At 63.7% G+C, this 17,280-nt stretch carries 14 protein-coding genes; 7 read left to right on the top strand and 7 right to left on the bottom strand.

Annotated elements, in window-relative coordinates:
• The first annotated feature begins 34 nt into the window (after window positions 1–34).
• The 5 genes from CH262_RS09580 to CH262_RS09560 all read left to right on the top strand — a co-directional run bounded on the left by CH262_RS09580 (window position 35) and on the right by CH262_RS09560 (window position 4,506).
• A complete protein-coding gene (locus CH262_RS09580) occupies window positions 35–667 on the top strand; it encodes an urease subunit gamma (protein WP_052057327.1) in 633 nt (210 codons plus the stop codon).
• A complete protein-coding gene (locus CH262_RS09575) occupies window positions 667–2,388 on the top strand; it encodes an urease subunit alpha (RefSeq protein WP_094717487.1) in 1,722 nt (573 codons plus the stop codon). Before CH262_RS09580 ends, CH262_RS09575 begins: the two co-directional genes overlap by 1 nt.
• Entirely contained in the window at window positions 2,388–3,077 is a 690-nt protein-coding gene (locus CH262_RS09570; RefSeq protein WP_052057329.1) for an urease accessory protein UreF, read from the top strand. The genes CH262_RS09575 and CH262_RS09570 overlap by 1 nt, the downstream gene beginning before the upstream one ends.
• Before the next feature lie 61 nt (window positions 3,078–3,138).
• Complete coding sequence (ureG, locus tag CH262_RS09565) at window positions 3,139–3,843, top strand: urease accessory protein UreG (RefSeq protein ID WP_032370566.1); 705 nt, start codon at window positions 3,139–3,141, stop codon at window positions 3,841–3,843.
• Window positions 3,844–3,846: 3 nt separating this feature from the next.
• The gene (locus CH262_RS09560) at window positions 3,847–4,506 is read left to right on the top strand and encodes an urease accessory protein UreD (RefSeq protein ID WP_032387412.1); all 660 of its coding nucleotides are present in this window, start codon (window positions 3,847–3,849) and stop codon (window positions 4,504–4,506) included.
• A 91-nt stretch (window positions 4,507–4,597) separates the two neighbouring features.
• On the opposite strand, the gene CH262_RS09555 is transcribed toward CH262_RS09560, so the two are convergent.
• The 5 genes from CH262_RS09555 to dapA form a co-directional block, all read right to left on the bottom strand.
• The gene (locus tag CH262_RS09555) at window positions 4,598–6,001 is read right to left on the bottom strand and encodes an NAD(P)/FAD-dependent oxidoreductase (RefSeq protein WP_032366182.1); all 1,404 of its coding nucleotides are present in this window, start codon (window positions 5,999–6,001) and stop codon (window positions 4,598–4,600) included.
• Between the two features lie 111 nt (window positions 6,002–6,112).
• A complete protein-coding gene (locus CH262_RS09550; protein ID WP_032387413.1) occupies window positions 6,113–6,913 on the bottom strand; it encodes a HugZ family pyridoxamine 5'-phosphate oxidase in 801 nt (266 codons plus the stop codon).
• A gap of 99 nt (window positions 6,914–7,012) precedes the next feature.
• Window positions 7,013–7,573: an isochorismatase family protein gene (locus CH262_RS09545; protein ID WP_032372403.1), complete on the bottom strand. Its 561-nt coding sequence runs from the start codon at window positions 7,571–7,573 to the stop codon at window positions 7,013–7,015.
• Between the two features lie 32 nt (window positions 7,574–7,605).
• Complete coding sequence (locus CH262_RS09540) at window positions 7,606–9,987, bottom strand: ATP-binding cassette domain-containing protein (RefSeq protein ID WP_032387414.1); 2,382 nt, start codon at window positions 9,985–9,987, stop codon at window positions 7,606–7,608.
• A 71-nt stretch (window positions 9,988–10,058) separates the two neighbouring features.
• Entirely contained in the window at window positions 10,059–11,003 is a 945-nt protein-coding gene (gene dapA, locus CH262_RS09535; RefSeq protein WP_230591223.1) for a 4-hydroxy-tetrahydrodipicolinate synthase, read from the bottom strand.
• 73 nt (window positions 11,004–11,076) lie between these two features.
• On the opposite strand from dapA, the gene CH262_RS09530 reads away from it, so the two are divergent.
• A complete protein-coding gene (locus CH262_RS09530) occupies window positions 11,077–11,997 on the top strand; it encodes a LysR family transcriptional regulator (protein WP_032387415.1) in 921 nt (306 codons plus the stop codon).
• On the opposite strand, the gene helR is transcribed toward CH262_RS09530, so the two are convergent.
• Window positions 11,953–14,115, bottom strand: coding sequence for an RNA polymerase recycling motor ATPase HelR (helR, locus tag CH262_RS09525; protein WP_032387416.1), 2,163 nt, complete (start codon window positions 14,113–14,115; stop codon window positions 11,953–11,955). The genes CH262_RS09530 and helR overlap by 45 nt on opposite strands.
• Before the next feature lie 94 nt (window positions 14,116–14,209).
• Here helR and CH262_RS09520 point away from each other — a divergent pair, with 94 nt between their 5' ends.
• The gene (locus tag CH262_RS09520; protein ID WP_143547089.1) at window positions 14,210–14,728 is read left to right on the top strand and encodes a hypothetical protein; all 519 of its coding nucleotides are present in this window, start codon (window positions 14,210–14,212) and stop codon (window positions 14,726–14,728) included.
• 4 nt (window positions 14,729–14,732) lie between these two features.
• Here the strand turns inward: CH262_RS09520 and CH262_RS09515 are convergent, their stop codons facing one another.
• A complete protein-coding gene (locus tag CH262_RS09515) occupies window positions 14,733–16,928 on the bottom strand; it encodes a sensor domain-containing protein (protein WP_032387418.1) in 2,196 nt (731 codons plus the stop codon).
• Between the last annotated feature and the right edge of the window lie 352 nt (window positions 16,929–17,280).

The following is a 17,280-nucleotide window of genomic DNA, read 5'->3' as shown; positions in this document are numbered from 1 at the left end:
CCGAGCATCATCACCGATCGGACGGAGAACCTACATGCGGTTGTCTCCGCACGAGCAGGATCGACTGCTCGTCAGCTACGCCGCCGAACTCGCGCGGCGGCGCCGTGCTCGCGGCCTGAAACTCAATCACCCCGAGGCGATCGCGGTCATCACCGATCACCTCCTCGAGGGTGCTCGTGACGGAAAGTCCGTGGCCGAGCTGATGGCGTCGGGCCGGGAAGTGCTCACGGCCGACGACGTACTGAGTGGTGTGCCCGAACTGCTTCCCGAGGTGATGGTGGAAGCGACGTTTCCCGACGGAACGAAACTGATCACGGTGCACGAGCCGATCTCGCCCGAGCGCGGAGACGGCCATCTGGTTCCGGGTGAGATCTTCACCGTCGCAGGAGATATCGAGATCAACGACGGTGCCGAATCGATCACGTTGGCGGTGGTCAACGGCGGCGATCGACCGGTGCAGGTGGGAAGTCACGTGCATCTTCCTCAAGCGAACGCCGCCCTGCAGTTCGATCGCGATCGCGCCTACGGGTGTCGGCTCGACATTCCGGCCGGCACTGCCGTGCGCTTCGAGCCGGGCATCGAACAGACGGTGCAACTCGTGCCCCTCGGTGGGACCCGCGAGGTACACGGCTTGAGCATGACACCTCCAGGAAAGTTGGACAGCTGATGGCGCGTATGAGTCGCAGTCGATACGCCCAGTTGTTCGGCCCCACGACGGGTGATCGGATTCGGTTGGCCGACACCGACCTTCTGATCGAGATCACCGAGGACCGAAGTGGTGGTCCAGGCAAGGCCGGCGAGGAAGCGGTGTTCGGCGGCGGCAAAGTGATCCGTGAGTCGATGGGCCAGTCTCGCGCCACCCGGGCAGACGGTGCGCCGGATACCGTCATCACCGGCGTCGTCGTCGTCGATTACTGGGGAATCATCAAGGCAGACCTCGGTATTCGCGACGGTCGGATCGTTGCGCTCGGAAAGGCCGGCAATCCCGACACCATGACCGGCGTTCATCCGGATCTCGTGATCGGACCATCGACCGAGATCATCGCGGGCAACGGAAAGATCGTCACGGCCGGCGGCATCGATTGCCATGTGCACCTCATCTGCCCGCAGATCAAGGAAGAAGCCCTGGGCGGCGGCATCACCACGGTGATCGCGGGTGGTACCGGGCCCGCCGAAGGGAGCAAGGCAACCACCGTCACCCCGGGTGCGTGGCATCTGTCCAGGATGCTCGAATCGCTCGACGACTGGCCGATGAACATCGTGCTGCTCGGCAAAGGCAACACGGTCAATCCCGATTCGATGTGGGAGCAGTTGCGCGGCGGCGCTTCGGGATTCAAGTTGCACGAGGATTGGGGGTCGACTCCCGCCGCGATCGACGCGTGCCTGCGAGTGTGCGACGAGGCGGGGGTTCAAGCGGCTCTTCACTCGGACACCCTCAACGAGGCCGGATTCGTCGAGACCACCCTCGCTGCGATCAACGGCCGTGGAATACACGCTTATCACACCGAAGGTGCCGGCGGCGGGCACGCTCCCGACATCATCACCGTTGCCGCGCAAGCACACGTGCTGCCCAGCTCGACCAATCCGACGCGTCCGCACACCGTGAACACGTTGGACGAGCATCTCGACATGTTGATGGTGTGCCATCACCTCAGTCCGAGCATTCCGGAGGATCTGGCGTTCGCCGAGAGCCGCATTCGGCCGTCGACCATCGCGGCCGAGGACTTGCTGCACGACATGGGAGCGATCTCGATGATCGGCAGCGACGCTCAGGCCATGGGACGTATCGGTGAGGTGGTACTGCGAACCTGGCAGACGGCTCATGTCATGAAGGCACGGCGCGGATACCTGCCCGGGGACAACGGTGCCGACAACAATCGGGTCAGGCGATACGTCGCGAAGTACACGATCTGTCCGGCCGTGGCCCACGGTCTCGATGCGGAGATCGGGTCGATCGAAACGGGCAAGCTCGCCGATCTGGTGTTGTGGGATCCTGCCTTCTTCGGTGTGCGTCCGCACATGGTCATCAAGGGCGGCATGATCGCGTGGGCCGCGATGGGCGACGCCAATGCATCCATTCCTACGCCGCAACCCGAGCTGCCGCGGCCGATGTTCGGAGCGTCACCCAAGGCAGCCGCTGCGACGTCGCTGCATTTCGTTGCGCCACAAGCGATCGAGGACGGTCTGGTCGATCGCCTTGCGTGCGATCGCCGTCTCGTTCCGGTTGCGAACGTGCGCGGGGTCAGGAAAGCCGATATGCCGCTCAACGATTCGCTTCCGGAGATCGAAGTCGATCCGGACACCTTCACCGTGCGTATCGACGGCGAGGTGTGGAAGGAACAACCGGCGTCCGAATTGCCGATGGCGCAACGGTATTTCCTCTTCTGATGGCGCTTGGATCCCTCTCGTCGACTGCGTCGTCGTACACTGCACGTCGACAGGTCACAACCCTTCTCTCGCTTGCAGATTCGCGGCTTCCCACCGGTGGGCACGTCCATTCCGGGGGAGTCGAAGAAGCGATCGCATCAGGTTTCGTGCGCGACATCGATACCCTCGAGGCATTTCTGCGTCGGCGAATTCGGACGTCGGGAGCCACGGCGGCGTCCATCGCGGGTGCGGTTGTTCTCGGCTCGTTGGACACGGATGCGGCCGACGCCGAGTGCGATGCCCGGACGCCGTCGCCGGCAGTGCGAGCTGCGTCGCGAGCTCAGGGTCGGGGGTTGCTCAGATTGGCCAAATCAGCATGGCCGCATCACGATTGGCTGTCCATCGGCCGGCGGCCGCATCTGGCCGTCGCGGCCGGGCACGTGGGACTCGCAGCCGACCTGTCCGTCGCCGACACCGCGGCTGTGCAGGTGTACATCACCATGACCGGCTCGGCGATCGCGGCGCAACGTCTGCTTGCGCTCGACCCCGCCGAGGTTGCCTCGTGCACCATTCGGTTAGGGGACTTCTGCGACGAGGTGGCCGACGCCGCGTGCGCATCGCTCCCGGTTCTGATGGAGCTGTCCGATCCGCTGCTGGACATGTTCGCCGAAGCCCACGCCGTCCGCGATCGCCCATTGTTCGTATCCTGAACTCACGACCGCCGACACGGTTCTCGACCGCAGTACCGTTTTCTCGACCGAAGGAGATGTCATGCCCCCGCACCTGATCGATGGTGAGCCCCACGACCACGGGTTGGACCGACCCAAGCGCACACGGGTCGCAGGCGATGCTTTGCGTGTGGGAATCGGCGGACCCGTCGGGTCGGGCAAGACCGCCTTGGTGGCCGCCTTGTGCCGCCAGCTCCGCGACGAGCTGTCTCTGGCCGTGCTCACCAACGATATCTACACCACCGAGGATGCCGACTTCCTGCGGCGGCACGCAGTGTTGCCGGACGAGCGCATCACGGCCGTGCAGACCGGCGGCTGTCCGCATACCGCGATACGCGACGACATCACCGCCAATCTCGACGCGATCGACGACCTGATCGAGAACAACCCCCCTCTCGACCTGATTCTGGTGGAGTCCGGTGGCGACAATCTCACCGCCACGTTTTCGTCCGGTTTGATCGACGTCCAGATTTTTGTCGTCGACGTCGCGGGAGGAGACAAGGTGCCTCGTAAGGGTGGTCCCGGCGTGACGTTCTCCGACCTGCTCGTCGTCAACAAGACCGATCTCGCGCCGTACGTCGGTGCGGATCTGGGTGTCATGGAGCGCGACGCCGCGCAGGTGCGCGAGGGTCGTCCCACGGCCCTGATCTCTCTCACGGACGATCCCGCCGCAACGACGGTGCTCGGCTGGGTGCGTGAGCAATTGAAGGTCATCGCCGACGCCGACGCACACGACCACGCGCACTGAACGATGCACACCGAGCTCCGCATCGACGCGAGTCGTCGACGCAGTCCCCGCATCACGTCGGTCGGCGGACTCGCAGGTAGGCAGACGGGGCCCGACACCGTCCACTTGATCGGCACCGCGGCCACGCCTCTCGGCGGAGACACCATCAGCGTCAGGATCTCGGTGGCTGCCGGCGCTCGTCTGGATGTGCGCAGTGTGGCGGCGTCGTTGGCGATGCCCGGTGCAGCACAACGTCATTCGTCGGCGCATTGGCACGTTGAGCTGGGAGCGGGGGCGTCACTCGTCTTCGACCCCCAGCCGATGGTCGTCGTCTCCGATGCCTCTCATACGGTGCTCAATGTCATCGAACTGGAACAAGACTCGGATCTGTGGCTGCGTGAGCGCGTACAGATCGGCAGGCTCGACGAGGTGGCGGGACAGTGGGCGAGTTCGATGCACTGCGATGTGGGAGGCCGGCCGCTGTTGCGCCACCGGGTAGAACTGGGGGAGGGGACGGTGGCGCACGACGGGTTGTCGGCACCGATGTCGATGTCCAGCACGCTTCGCTATCCGGACAGTCGGGATTCCGAGGTCGATCTGGCGGGCGGCACCGTGCGCTTGGCCTTGGCCGGGGGTGGCTCGCTGAGTACCTCCGTCGGTCATCGCCTTCAGCCGACCCGATAGATCGGGCAGGGCAGAAAGAAAGGGCTCCGTCCGACGATGTGCGTCGGACGGAGCCCTTTCTGCTTCGCTTACCTTGCGGGTGCTGCGTGGATCAACCCGCTGCTTTTTCGCGTTCCTCTTCGACCTCGGCCGTCCGCTTGTTCACGTCGCCCGCTTTCTCGAGAGAGTTCAGTTGTTCGATGGCAAGCCGTGCGAACACCTGCTGCTCCGTCGATGCCATCTGAGCACGGCCTCTACCGAGGAACGTGACGAACCAGGAAATGACCGTGGTGATACGGCTGCGGTACCCCACCAGGTAGTACAGGTGCAGGGCGAGCCACATGAGCCATGCGATGAAGCCACCGAACTCCAGCTTGCCGACCTTCGCCACCGCATTGAAACGCGACACCGTGGCCATGGAGCCCTTGTCGAAGTACTTGAAGGGTGCTCGCTGGGTGGGGTCGTCCTGCCCCTTGACCGACGCCTTGATCAGCTTGGCTGCGTAGGTGGCACCCTGGATCGCACCCTGTGCCATGCCGGGAACGTCCTTGACCGACATCAAGTCGCCGATGACGAAGACGTTCGGATGACCCTTGACAGTCAGATCCGGTTCCACCAGAACTCGGCCGGCGCGGTCCGTCTCCGAACCCGACTGGTCGGCCAGCTGCTTGCCGAGCGGGCTGCCCTGCACGCCCGCGGACCAGACCTTGCACTGAGCCTCGATACGACGCGTCGTTCCGTCTTTTTCCTTGACGGTCAGGCCGTCGTTGTCGACGTCGGTGACCATCGCGTTGAGCTGGATCTCGACACCGAGCTTCTCGAGCCGTTCGGCTGCCTTGCGGCCGAGTTTCTCGCCCATCGGGGGAAGGACGGCCGGTGCGGCGTCCAGCAGGATGACGCGCGCGTCGCGGGGATCGATGTTGCGGAACGCTCCGTCGAGGGTGCGGTCGGCGAGTTCTGCGATCTGCCCTGCGAGTTCGACACCCGTCGGACCTGCTCCGACGACGACGAACGTCATCAGGCGGTCCTTCTCCTCCTGGTCGTCGGAGAGTTCCGCCTGCTCGAAGGCTCCAAGGATGCGTCCGCGCAGTTCGAGTGCATCGTCGATTGTCTTCATGCCGGGCGCGAACTCGGCGAAATGGTCGTTACCGAAGTACGACTGCTGGGCGCCGGCGGCCACGATCAGGCTGTCGAACGGGGTGACGGTGACGCGCTCGAGCAACTTGGACGTGACCGTCTTGGCCTCGAGGTCGATGTTCAGCACGTCGCCCAGCAACACCTCGGCGTTCTTCTGCTTGCGCAGGATGACGCGGGTAGTGGGAGCGATCTCACCGACGGACAGAATGCCTGTGGCCACCTGGTAGAGCAGCGGCTGGAATAGGTGGTGGGTCGTCTTTGCGACGAGGGTGATGTCGACGTCGGCCTTCTTGAGCGCCTTGACGCCGAACAGACCTCCGAACCCGGAACCGATGACGACGACACGGTGACGCTTCGATTCGACCGGTTGGATGCTCATTACCTGCTCCCTAGACGTTGCGATGTAGCCACAACGGTAGTCGCCCCGGGGCGGAGCGTCTCGCCAAGGGCCCAGCTATCGGTCGAGGTGCAGCTCTCACTGTCACGAGGACTACGGGGCGGTCGCCGACCTCCTGGCCAGTTCCACCGTTGCAGCGCGCAGCTCGTCCGCGGAATCGATGGGCTCGGAGTAACCGACTCTGGTGTAGGCCACACCGCGCGGTGTGTGGACGTTCAGATCGAGGCCGTATCGATCTGCGGCCGTACACGTCGCCGAGGTCGCGTCCGGGTATCCACCCAGCTGACGGGCCATCGCCAACAGTGACGTCGCATGGTCCGCGTTGAGGTGCTCGACGGCGTAGGCCGAGGACGGAGACACGGGATCCGGGGACGCCTCGGAGTACGCGTCGGCCGTCGCCGAATCCATTCGGCCGTACCCGCCGACCCATCGCACCCGATGCACTCGCATGACCCAAAGCGTGAAGTCGCTGTAATCCACGTAGTACTTGGCGGCCGGCACCGCGTCGAGATGCGCTTGTCGTGCGGCAGTGAGCTCGGCTCCTGCCGGTCGCTCGACCACCCCGGCCAGCGTGATGCGGCCCGAGGCCAGCGGGTCCGTCTGTGACTGAGGTGCAACGATCGACAGACTCGCTCGTGGATCACCGTCGAGATTTCGACCATGCTCCGCCATCCGCGACACGCACAGCACGGGTGCTCCGTCGAGCAAGCCGTATGTCACGAACGACGCCCATGGATCGCCGTCGGCGGTCAAACTGGCCAGCGTCGCGATATTGGTGGACGCAGCGATCGTGCGCGCCTCCTCGGCCGCCGAGGGACGACAGTCCGCGACCACCGGAGACAGGGGAGGGGGAACGGACGGGGCGTCGCCGGGATCGCCGTGATCGAGTGCCATGGGCGGCAGTCTACGTTCGTCCCGGAACGAGATGGTGTGCGTGCGTGACCGGGTTGCCGATCAGCACGAGTCGAACAGAGCAACAATAGGAGCGTCAGGCTAGCGGCCGACGAACGTGACGTCCTCTGTGGCGACGGCCGATGCGGTTCGGCCGGGTGCGGTCTGGTTGTCCCAATACATGTTCGTGTGCGCGATGACCTGCTGCGGTGTGGGCAGGGCGGGGTCCGGCAGGTTCTCCGTCGTGTGGGCGTCGCTGACCAAGGTCACGTCGTACCCACGAATCAGAGCTCCGTGCAGAGTCGATCGCACACAGAAGTCCGTTTGCGCGCCGGCAACCACCACATGACCGACGCCGGCATCGGCGAGCACTTCCTCCAAGGACGTGCCCTCGAAGGCGTCCCCATGCTTCTTGTGCACCAAGGCGTCTCCGGCTTCGATCGGAAGTTCCTCCACGAGTTGCCAGCCCGGGCTGCCGGACACGAGTTCGTGGTCCGAGGAATGCTGCACCCAGATCACCGGTGTGTCGGTCTTTCGCGCTCGTGAGACCAGTCGCACCATGTTGTCGACGACGCGAGTGCGATCGAGGGCGGCGGCCATGACGTCGTTCTGGACGTCGACGATCAGCAGCGCAGTTGCAGGGCGGTCGGGCAGGGTGGTCACGTCGTCTCCATCGAGTGTTCGGTTCTGGTCAGCTATCCGACGTACGCGGCCAGGTGCTTCGCGGTCAGGGTGGATCCGTCCGCCACCAGGTCTGCGGGGGTGCCCTCGAACACCACGCGGCCGCCGTCGTGCCCGGCCCCGGGGCCGAGGTCGATGATCCAGTCGGCGTGGGCCATGACGGCCTGATGGTGCTCGATGACGATCACCGACTTACCCGAATCGACCAGGCGGTCGAGCAACCCGAGCAGTTTGTCCACATCGGCGAGGTGTAGCCCGGTGGTCGGCTCGTCGAGTACATACACCCCACCCTTCTCGGCCATGTGTGTCGCGAGCTTGAGTCGTTGCCGTTCGCCGCCCGACAGAGTCGTCAGCGGCTGGCCGATCTTCAGGTAGCCGAGTCCGACGTCGTTGAGCCGTTGCAGAATCTTTTGTGCTGCAAGCAGTTTCGCCGGTCCGTCGGAGAAGAAATCCTCGGCCTCGGCCACCGACATGGACAGCACCTCGTCGATGTTTCGGCCGCCGAAATGGTACTCGAGTACCGAAGCTTGAAACCGTTTGCCCTCGCACACCTCACACGTCGTAGCAACGCCGGCCATCATGGCGAGGTCGCTGTAGATGACTCCCGCCCCATTGCACGTCGGGCAGGCACCCTCCGAATTGGAGCTGAACAGAGCGGGTTTGACCGCATTCTCCTTCGCGAAGGCTTTGCGGATGGGTTCGAGCAGACCCGTGTAGGTCGCGGGGTTGCTTCGCCTCGATCCGCGGATGGCACCTTGATCGACCGAGACCACATCGTCGGTGCCCGAAAGCGACCCGTGAATCAGCGAGCTCTTACCGGAGCCCGCCACTCCGGTGACAACGACCAGCACGCCGAGTGGAACGTCGACGTCCACGTCTCGCAGATTGTGCGAATCCGCCCCTCGAATCTCGAGCACCTCCGAGAACTCGCGAATCGAATCCTTGAGACTCGCGCGGTCGTCGAAATGGCGGCCGGTGACCGTATCGCTCTGCCTCAGTTGGTCGACGGTGCCCTCGAAGCAGACGTGCCCACCCGCACTGCCGGCACCGGGCCCCAGGTCGACGACATGGTCGGCGATGGCGATCGTTTCCGGCTTGTGCTCCACGACGAGAACGGTGTTTCCCTTGTCCCGCAACTGCAGAAGAAGGTTGTTCATCCGTTCGATGTCGTGGGGGTGGAGACCCGTCGTCGGCTCGTCGAACACGTAGGTGACGTCGGTCAACGATGAGCCGAGATGTCGAATCATCTTCGTGCGCTGCGCTTCTCCGCCCGACAGTGTGCCCGACGGCCGATTCAGGCTCAGGTAGCCGAGGCCGATCTCCACGAACGAGTCCAGGGTCTCGCTCAGCGTCGTCAGCAGCGGTGCCACCGACGGTTCCTTCAGACCTGCGACCCACGTGGCCAGATCGCTGATCTGCATCGAGCAGGCGTCGGCGATGTTGATGCCCTTGATCTTCGACGATCGTGCACCCTCGTTGAGCCGCGTTCCGTCGCATTCGGGACACGTGGTGAACGTGATCGCACGCTCCACGAACGCCCGGATGTGCGGCTGCATCGCGTCGACGTCCTTCGAGAGGAACGACTTCTGGATCTGAGGGATCAGGCCGGAATAGGTCAGATTGATGCCCTCGACCTTGATCTTCGTGGGCTCTCGATACAGCAGATCGTCGAGCTCTTTCTTCGTGTATTTCGCGATGGGTTTGTCGGGGTCGAAGTAACCGCAGCCGCGAAAGATCCGGCCGTACCAGCCTTCCATGCTGTAGCCGGGAATCGTGATGGCGCTCTCGTTGAGCGATTTGTCGGCGTCGTACAGGGCATTGAGGTCGAAGTCGCTGACCGAGCCGCGTCCCTCGCAGCGCGGACACATTCCACCGGTGACGGAGAAGGACTTCTTTTCGGTGGTCTGACGGCCGCCCTTGTCCACCTTGTAAGCACCTGCACCGGAGACCGATGCCACGTTGAACGAAAAAGCCTGTGCAGAGCCGATATACGGCTTCCCCACTCTGCTGAAAAGAATGCGAAGCATGGCATAGGCGTCGGTGGCGGTTCCGACGGTGGAGTGGGGATTGGCACCCATTCGCTGTTGATCGACGATGATGGCCGTCGTGAGCCCGTCCATCACATCGACGTCGGGCCGCGCGAGAGTCGGCATGAAGCCCTGAACGAAGGCGCTGTAGGTCTCGTTGATCATGCGCTGGGATTCGGCCGCGATGGTGCTGAAGACGAGGGAGCTCTTTCCGGACCCGGAGACACCGGTGAACACCGTGAGGCGTCGCTTGGGAAGTTCGACGCTGATGTCGGCGAGATTGTTCTGCCGCGCGCCCTGTACTCGAATCAGATCGTGACTGTCGGCGGCGTGCGCTGCCGATTTCTGCGTGACCTTGGTCGTCGCCATGCTCGCGGTGTCTCCTGATCGTCACGGCAACCGAAACCGAGAAGGTCGATTGCATCGAGGTATGTGTGCGATCACGGTAGTCGTATCGGAACGCGCATGCTTCTCGATTCCTGATCGATTCCTGTCACCGCCAACGCGTGGGTCAGACGCTGCAGATCTGCGGCGGACGATTCGAGCAACGGGCGCCGCACCGTGGCGTCGGCCAGCACACCGATGGCGACCAAGGCCGCCTTGGCCATGATCGCTCCCTGCGTGGTGCGCATGACGGCCTCGACGAGAGGTAGCAGCGATCGCTGTATTGCGTTCGCGCGAGTCAGATCTCCGGCTCGGACCGCGTCGAAGAGGTCGGCGTAGCGGTCGGCGACGACATTGCCGACCACACTCACCGAACCCGTTGCACCGCAGCACAGATAGGGCAGGGTCAATTCGTCGATACCGCAGTAATAGGCCAGGTCGGTTTCAGCCATGACGTTCATCGCTTCGTACAGGTCGCCTTTCGCGTCCTTGACCGCCGTGATCGAGGTATGCCGCGAGAGGTCGACCAGCGTCGACGCGTCGATCGGCACACCGGTCCGAGCCGGCACGTCGTACACCATGACCGGAAGGGCTCCGGCATCGGCGATGGCGACGATGTGATCGGCGATGCCGGCCTGCGTGGGGCGCGAATAGTAAGGGGCGGTGACGAGCAATGCGTCGGCCCCTGCATCGGCGGCACGTCGCGCCGACTCGATCCCGGCGGAGGTGTCGTTGGTGCCGACACCCGCGATCACGCGCAGGGCGTGGCCCGAGAATTCGCGCGTCGCCGTGATCAGATCGGCCTGCTCACGCGGCGTGAGAGTCGGTGCCTCCCCGGTGGTGCCGGCGACAACGACGCCGTCGCAACCGGTCGCGAGCAAGTGGGTCAGCAAGGCGTCCGTGCCGGTGCGACTCACCTGCCCATCGGCGTTCATCGGTGTGCACATGGCAACCAGGTTGGTGCCGAACGTCGACGTGACCGAAGAAGTGGACATGTTCATCGTCCGAGTGTGAGCCCACATGATCGTCTCGGTCCAGCGATGTAATTTCGGCAGTATTGCGTACCTTTGCTTCATGATCGATGTCAATGCACTCCACGCGCTGCGTGCAGTTGCCGCCCTGGGCACGCTGACGAAAGCGGCCGACGAGCTCGGCTACACGGCGTCGGCCGTCTCCCAGCAGATCAAACGGCTCGAACGCCAGGTCGGAACGCCGGTACTTGCGCAGGCGGGCAGAGGTGTTGTCCTCACGCCGGCCGGACGGGCAGTGGTCGAATCTGCGGACGAGGTGTTCCACGCCCTCGAGCGGTGTCTGGAGTCGGCGAGATCGGCAGACGAGGGTGCCGCGCGCGGGGTGGTACGAGTGGTTGGATTCTCCACTGCGATCCGCGGTCTGCTCGCACCTGCACTCGCGACCCTGAGCGCTCGCTATCCCGACCTCACCGTGCAGATCGGGGAGGAGGACCCGGATAAGGCGCTGCACAGTGTGCATTCGGGAGCAGCAGACCTGGCACTGGTGCACGACGCCGACGGAGTTCCCGCAGTGGCTCCGCACTCGATCGTTCGGCGATCCATTCACACCGACCACGGCGATGTCGTCATGAATCGAACCCACCCCCTCGCCGCAGGGAAGTCTCCCCTGACACCGGCAGGCCTCGCGACGTACCCGTGGGTGACGAGCCCGGCGGGCACGTTGTGCCACCAGTGGTTTCGTCGATTGTTCGCGGACACGTCGAGCGAGATCGACGTTCGGCACCTCGTCGACGACTTCTCCACTCAGCTTTCCCTGGTGGAGGCAGACAATGTGCTGGCGCTGATTCCCCGTCTCGCGAGACCGCCTCTCGGCCCGGCGCTCGTGGCCGTCCCGCTGGCGCGCGCCCCCAAGCGAGAAGTGCATGCCGCGTGGAGGCGCAGCGCCGATGCGAGTCCGGCGATCCACGCCGTGCTGGATCTACTCGATTCGCTCGCGCTGCGACGTGGTCAAGACGACGAGTAGACCTGTGGCTCGTGTCATCGCCACATACGCGTCGACAGCACCTGCGACGCCGGAGCCGAACAAATCCGGGTCGATCAGAACGACCAGATCGAATTCTAGACCTTTGGCGAGCTGCGGTGTCAGCGAGCTGATTCGATCGGACTGCGGAAAAGTAGGATCACCGATCACGCATGCGGTTCCGCCGGTCGTCGAACCGAGCCACTCGGCGAGAACCGTCGAAAGCGATGCGACGTCACCGTATTCGACCGGCACGCCGGTACTGCGTATCGACGTGGGAACGTTGGCGTCGGGCAGCGCCGCCCGGATCACCGGCTCGGCCACGTCCATAATTTCCTGCGGCGTCCGGTAATTCACGCCGAGAGCGGCGACGGTCACCTCGTCGATACCTACTCGTTCGAGCCGATCCGGCCACGTCTCGGTGAAGCCCCGACGAGACTGTGCACGGTCACCGACAATGGTGAAGCTTCCAGCAGGGCATCGCCGCATCACCATGTGCCACTGCGCATCGGTCAACTCCTGAGCCTCGTCGATCACGATGTGCGCGAACGGACCCGCCAGCGGATCTGTCGGGTGGTCCTCGAAGCCGGACGAATCGACGAGTGCATCCCGAATTATCTCCTGACGGAATTGCGCGGCCATCATCTCGTCGTCGTCGACCGCAATCAACTCGTCGACGACACTGTCCATTCGCGAGCGTTCGATCGCAGCAGCCAGCGATCGGCGTCGTTGTCGTAGAGCATGTTTCGGATCGCCGAGTCGCGCCCGTGCCGCGTCGAGCAGCGGTAGGTCGGCCCCAGTCCAGCGTGTCGCATCAGCGCGTCGAAGTGCTCGAATGTCGTCCGCGCCGAGCCAGGGTGCGCATGTGCGCAGGTATGCCGGAACGGTCCACAGGTCCGCGACGAGGTCTGCGGCATCGACGATCGTCCACGAGCGTTCCAGGACGTCACGCAGATCCTCGTTCAACTGCAGCGACTGCCGAAGTTCTTCGCGGGATCCCTGTGCGGCACAGCGATCGGTCACGATGGTCGTCAGTAGGTCCCAGATCAGCTCGCGAGCCTCGTTGTGCGGCGTACCGGGATCTGGCGCACCGAATGCCTCCACCCAGTCGTTCGGCGTCAATACAAATGTTCCCCAGTCTGTTTCGACTGTGACGTCGTGGGTCGGTGGTTGTTCGTAGAAGGCAACAGCCGCCTCGATGACCGCGTCGACGTCGAGGTCTTCCTTGAGCCGCGCCGCAACAGGATCGGTGTCGTCGAGCGCATGCGTCCCCTCTCCGACGAGGTCTCGCAGGGTGCATGTTTGCACTCCCTCCTCGCCGAGACTGGGGAGTACGCCCGAGACGTACGCGAGGTAGGGCTGATGCGGACCGATGAACAGTACTCTGCCGCGGTTGTGTCCTATCCGTGAGTCTGCGTACAGCAGGTACGCGGTGCGGTGAAGGGCAACAACAGTTTTCCCGGTTCCCGGTCCGCCGTCGACCACGAGTGCCCCGTGCGCGTGGGCTCGAATGATCGCGTCCTGATCCGCCTGGATCGTGCCCAGTACGTCACGCATCCGAGGTGAGCGCTCGGCACCCAGGCTGGCGATGAACGCGGACTGATCGTCCAGCGCGGCGTTGTCGTCCAGAGACGTGGGATCGAACACCTCGTCCCAGTAGTCGGTGATGGTGCTGTTCGTCCACCGATAGCGGCGACGGCTTTTCAGCCCCATCGGGTTGGCATGGGTTGCACCGAAGAACGGCTCGGCAGCGGGGGAGCGCCAGTCGACGAGCAGTTGCTCGCCCGCATCCCCGAGCATGCCGGTACGCCCAACGTACACCGGTTGGTCCGAGTCGATGGGGACGAACCTCCCCAGACACAGATCGGCACCGTAACGACGCAGTTGGCGCAGCCGCCCGTTCAGTCGGTGAATCTCGAAATCACGTTCCATCACCTCCTGTCCCATCCGCCCGGATGACTTCTGGATGGCGTTCAATCGAGCGATCGTGTCGGAACGTGACTTCTCGATGCTGGCGGTGATTGCCGAAAAGTGCTGTCGGTCATGACCGATGAGCGTGGGTTGGCGCTTCGGTGCGAGCCTGTCGGGGAGGTCGAAGACATGAGGCGGCACTGATTTCACGGGACTCCGATCCGATGGTGCGGGTGTGCAGCGAGCCATTCTGAACCCTCGACGGGGTCTTGCCGCAAGACCCCGGGTGAGCTATACATTGAAAGTGGAAAGAGAGCGAATCTTTTTCTCCGCATCACGCCGCAGACGCCCGTTGCGTGTTCTGCGTGGATTACTTCCCTTGATCGGCACGGGCGTATTGGCCGGCGGAGCCGTTCAGCTCGGTTTTGTGACCGGCGTACGGGTCGACGGTCACGGCGGTGAGGTCGGCGCTGCTGTCGCTCTGATCGGCGTGACATGTTGCGTAGCGCTTCTCGCGTGGGGTTGGACCGGATTGTGCGCGTCCCCGAAGGCGCTCGCGGCGGCCATCTCGACCGGGGTCCTGGCGTTCCTCACCACGGCGCTGACCATTTCCTTCGTGGCAACCCCCTACGACGCGATCGTGTGCGGACACTCATCGGACTTCTGCGGACTGGGAGTGCTTCAGGTGGTTCCGACTGTCGGGGCGGTAGTGCCATGGACCGTCGCCGGAATTCCCGGCCTACTTCTCGTACTCACGGATCGGCGTGCACGACGCGTAACAAACGATCAGGCGGTCAGCCCGCCACCGCGGTGGAGTCGGTAGTCGTTCACTGAGAAGACAGCAGCAGATCGGTGATTGCTGCGGCGCTCATCGGACGTCCGAGCAGGAATCCCTGAGCTACGTCGCATCCTGTTGCGGCGAGTGCTTCGAGTTGTTCTTCGGTTTCGACGCCTTCGCCGACGACTGTGACGTCGAACGCGCGGGCGAGTGCAACGATCGCCGAGATTATTGCCCTGGCGCGGACGGCGGGCAACCGGGCCACGTATGACTTGTCGATCTTGAAGCTCTCGAACATCGGGTACCGGTCCAGATACGACATGGAACTGTGCCCTTTGCCCATATCGTCGAGGAGCAAGGACACGCCCATTGCGTGCAGCGCCGCAACGGTATTCGCCACTCGTTCGGTGTCTGCGACCCACACTGTTTCGGTCACTTCCAGACCCAATGCGTTCGGTGGTAGGCCGGTGTCAGCCAGGACAGTGGCGACCTGCGCCGGAAACTCGTGGTCTCGCAGTTGGAGCGCACTGACATTGACGCGCACCACGACGTCGGAGAATGCGCGCCACCGCACTGCGTCGCTGCACGCGACGCGGAGCGCCCATGCGCCCAATGGTGTTGCGAGACCTGTTCTTTCGGCGACTGCGACGAATTCGGTAGCCTCGACAGGCCCTAGATCATGATGATTCCAGCGGGCGAGCGCCTCGACTGCAACGACCTCACGCGTCGAGATGTCCACCAGAGGTTGGTATGCCATGGTGAGTTCGTTCGAGCTCAACGCCGCGCGCAGGTCGACCGACAGCGATCTGATCCGGTCGGCGTCGTACAGGTCTCCCGGGTCGAAAACTGCATGGCCACCGGTTCCGCTGTCCTTGGCGCGGTACATTGCCAGATCTGCCCGGTGAATCAGCTCATGCCTTGTCGAATTCGAGTCGGAGACAGCGACACCGATGCTGGCACTGAGGGGGATGGGGACGTCCTCGGCAGCGAATGGTTTCGCGATGGTGCGGGCGATGTGTCGCGCGATCTCCTCCGCTCGTTCCACAGTGCGCACCCCTTCGCAGATGATCAAGAATTCGTCCCCGCCGAGACGAGCAATGGTGTCGGTCGCGCTCGTTGCGGACACCAGTCGCTCCACGAATTTCACCAGCGCCCTGTCTCCGGCGTCGTGGCCCAGGCTGTCGTTGATGATTTTGAAGTCGTCGATATCCAGCAGAAGGAGGGCCAAAGTATCGGACTGAAAGCGTGCCCGAGCCAGAGCGGTGTCGAGGACGTCGTAGGCGAAAGTGCGATTGGGCAACCCGGTGAGTGCGTCGTGGGTGCTGCGCCGTCGGAGTTGGCTTTCCAGTTCCATTCGTCGAAGTGCCGCGGAGACGATACCCGCGACGGAGCTGAGGAACGAGACTTCCTGTTCGCGATACAGCCGTGCTTCCACACTGTGGATCGAGAGGACTCCCCAGGCGTCTCCAACCGCAGTCATGATCGGTACTGCCACACCGCTGCGCAGTCCGAGCTCCGCCATCGTGTCTGTACGAAACCGGCTTTCGTCGCCGCGGTTGCTGCAAATCACTGGCTGTTCGTGAGCGAGTGCGTACCCGGTCATGGAGCCGTCGCCGGAAGGAACGTCCCGACGAATACCGAGCGAACCGCTCGCGGCATCCATGGTCAAGTAAGGATCGGTGGAATTCTCGAGGTGCGCGATGGCGGAATTTCCCACACCCATCAACGTGGCGGCAGTGTCGGTGGCTGCAGTCAACAGCTCCGACAGCTCGGCGACGACTGCGAACCGACTGAGGTCGGCCAGGGCTTTTTGCTCCTGTGCGTGTCGGCTGGCGGTTACGGCATCGGCCGCCATCCGGGCACTACGTTGTTCGACGGTGTGCCGATGCCGGATGATCGAGGCGACGACGTCAGGTCGGCCGTCCGGGGTGTGAACGACGTATGCCGAGACCACGACCGGAATACCTGCACCGGTCCCGTGATGGCGTAGTTCGCAGTAGCCGTCCCACCTTCCCTCGGAACGCAGCGCCGTACCGATCTCCTCGGCGCGCTCACGGCCGTCCGCAGTGAGAAAATCCAAAGCCGGCAGTGTCGATGCCTCGGCCCAGTCGGACACGCCGATGAGTTCCAAGCCTGCTGGGTTGATGTGGAGAACTGTGCCCGTCAGGTCGGCGAGTGCAACGAAGTCCGGCGATCGCTCCAGAAATTGCCGAAGCGACATCACATCGTCGGCAGCATCGAACATCGGCCCTCCGATCTGCGTCGCTCGGTGTTCGAGCGGCTCGGGCCAATGTTATTCGGCCACCGAGTTCGATGGGTTCGAACACGAGCGGGCAGTAACCCAATTGTCAGAAGCACGCCGCCTTCGGACAGTCGACAACGGTTGCGGTCAGAGACTTCTCCGCCACGGAGAACGCGAGCTTCGATGGGGCCGAAAAACAACTGGGCCAGCAATACATTTTCCGACTCGGACCCTCCCCGAGAATCACGTGCAGGCGAGTCGGATGTCTTCACCAATTGTCTCGGCAATTTTGCAGAAATTCGGAACGTAGAGAATGCCCGATGACCCGTCCGCACACAGCGCCGAAAAGGTCGGT

This window comes from Rhodococcus sp. 05-2255-1e, assembly GCF_002259025.1.
In the GTDB taxonomy this organism is placed as follows: domain Bacteria; phylum Actinomycetota; class Actinomycetes; order Mycobacteriales; family Mycobacteriaceae; genus Rhodococcoides; species Rhodococcoides fascians.
The sequence above is the reverse complement of the archived record's forward strand: the minus strand, read 5'-3'. Positions and strand labels throughout refer to the sequence as shown.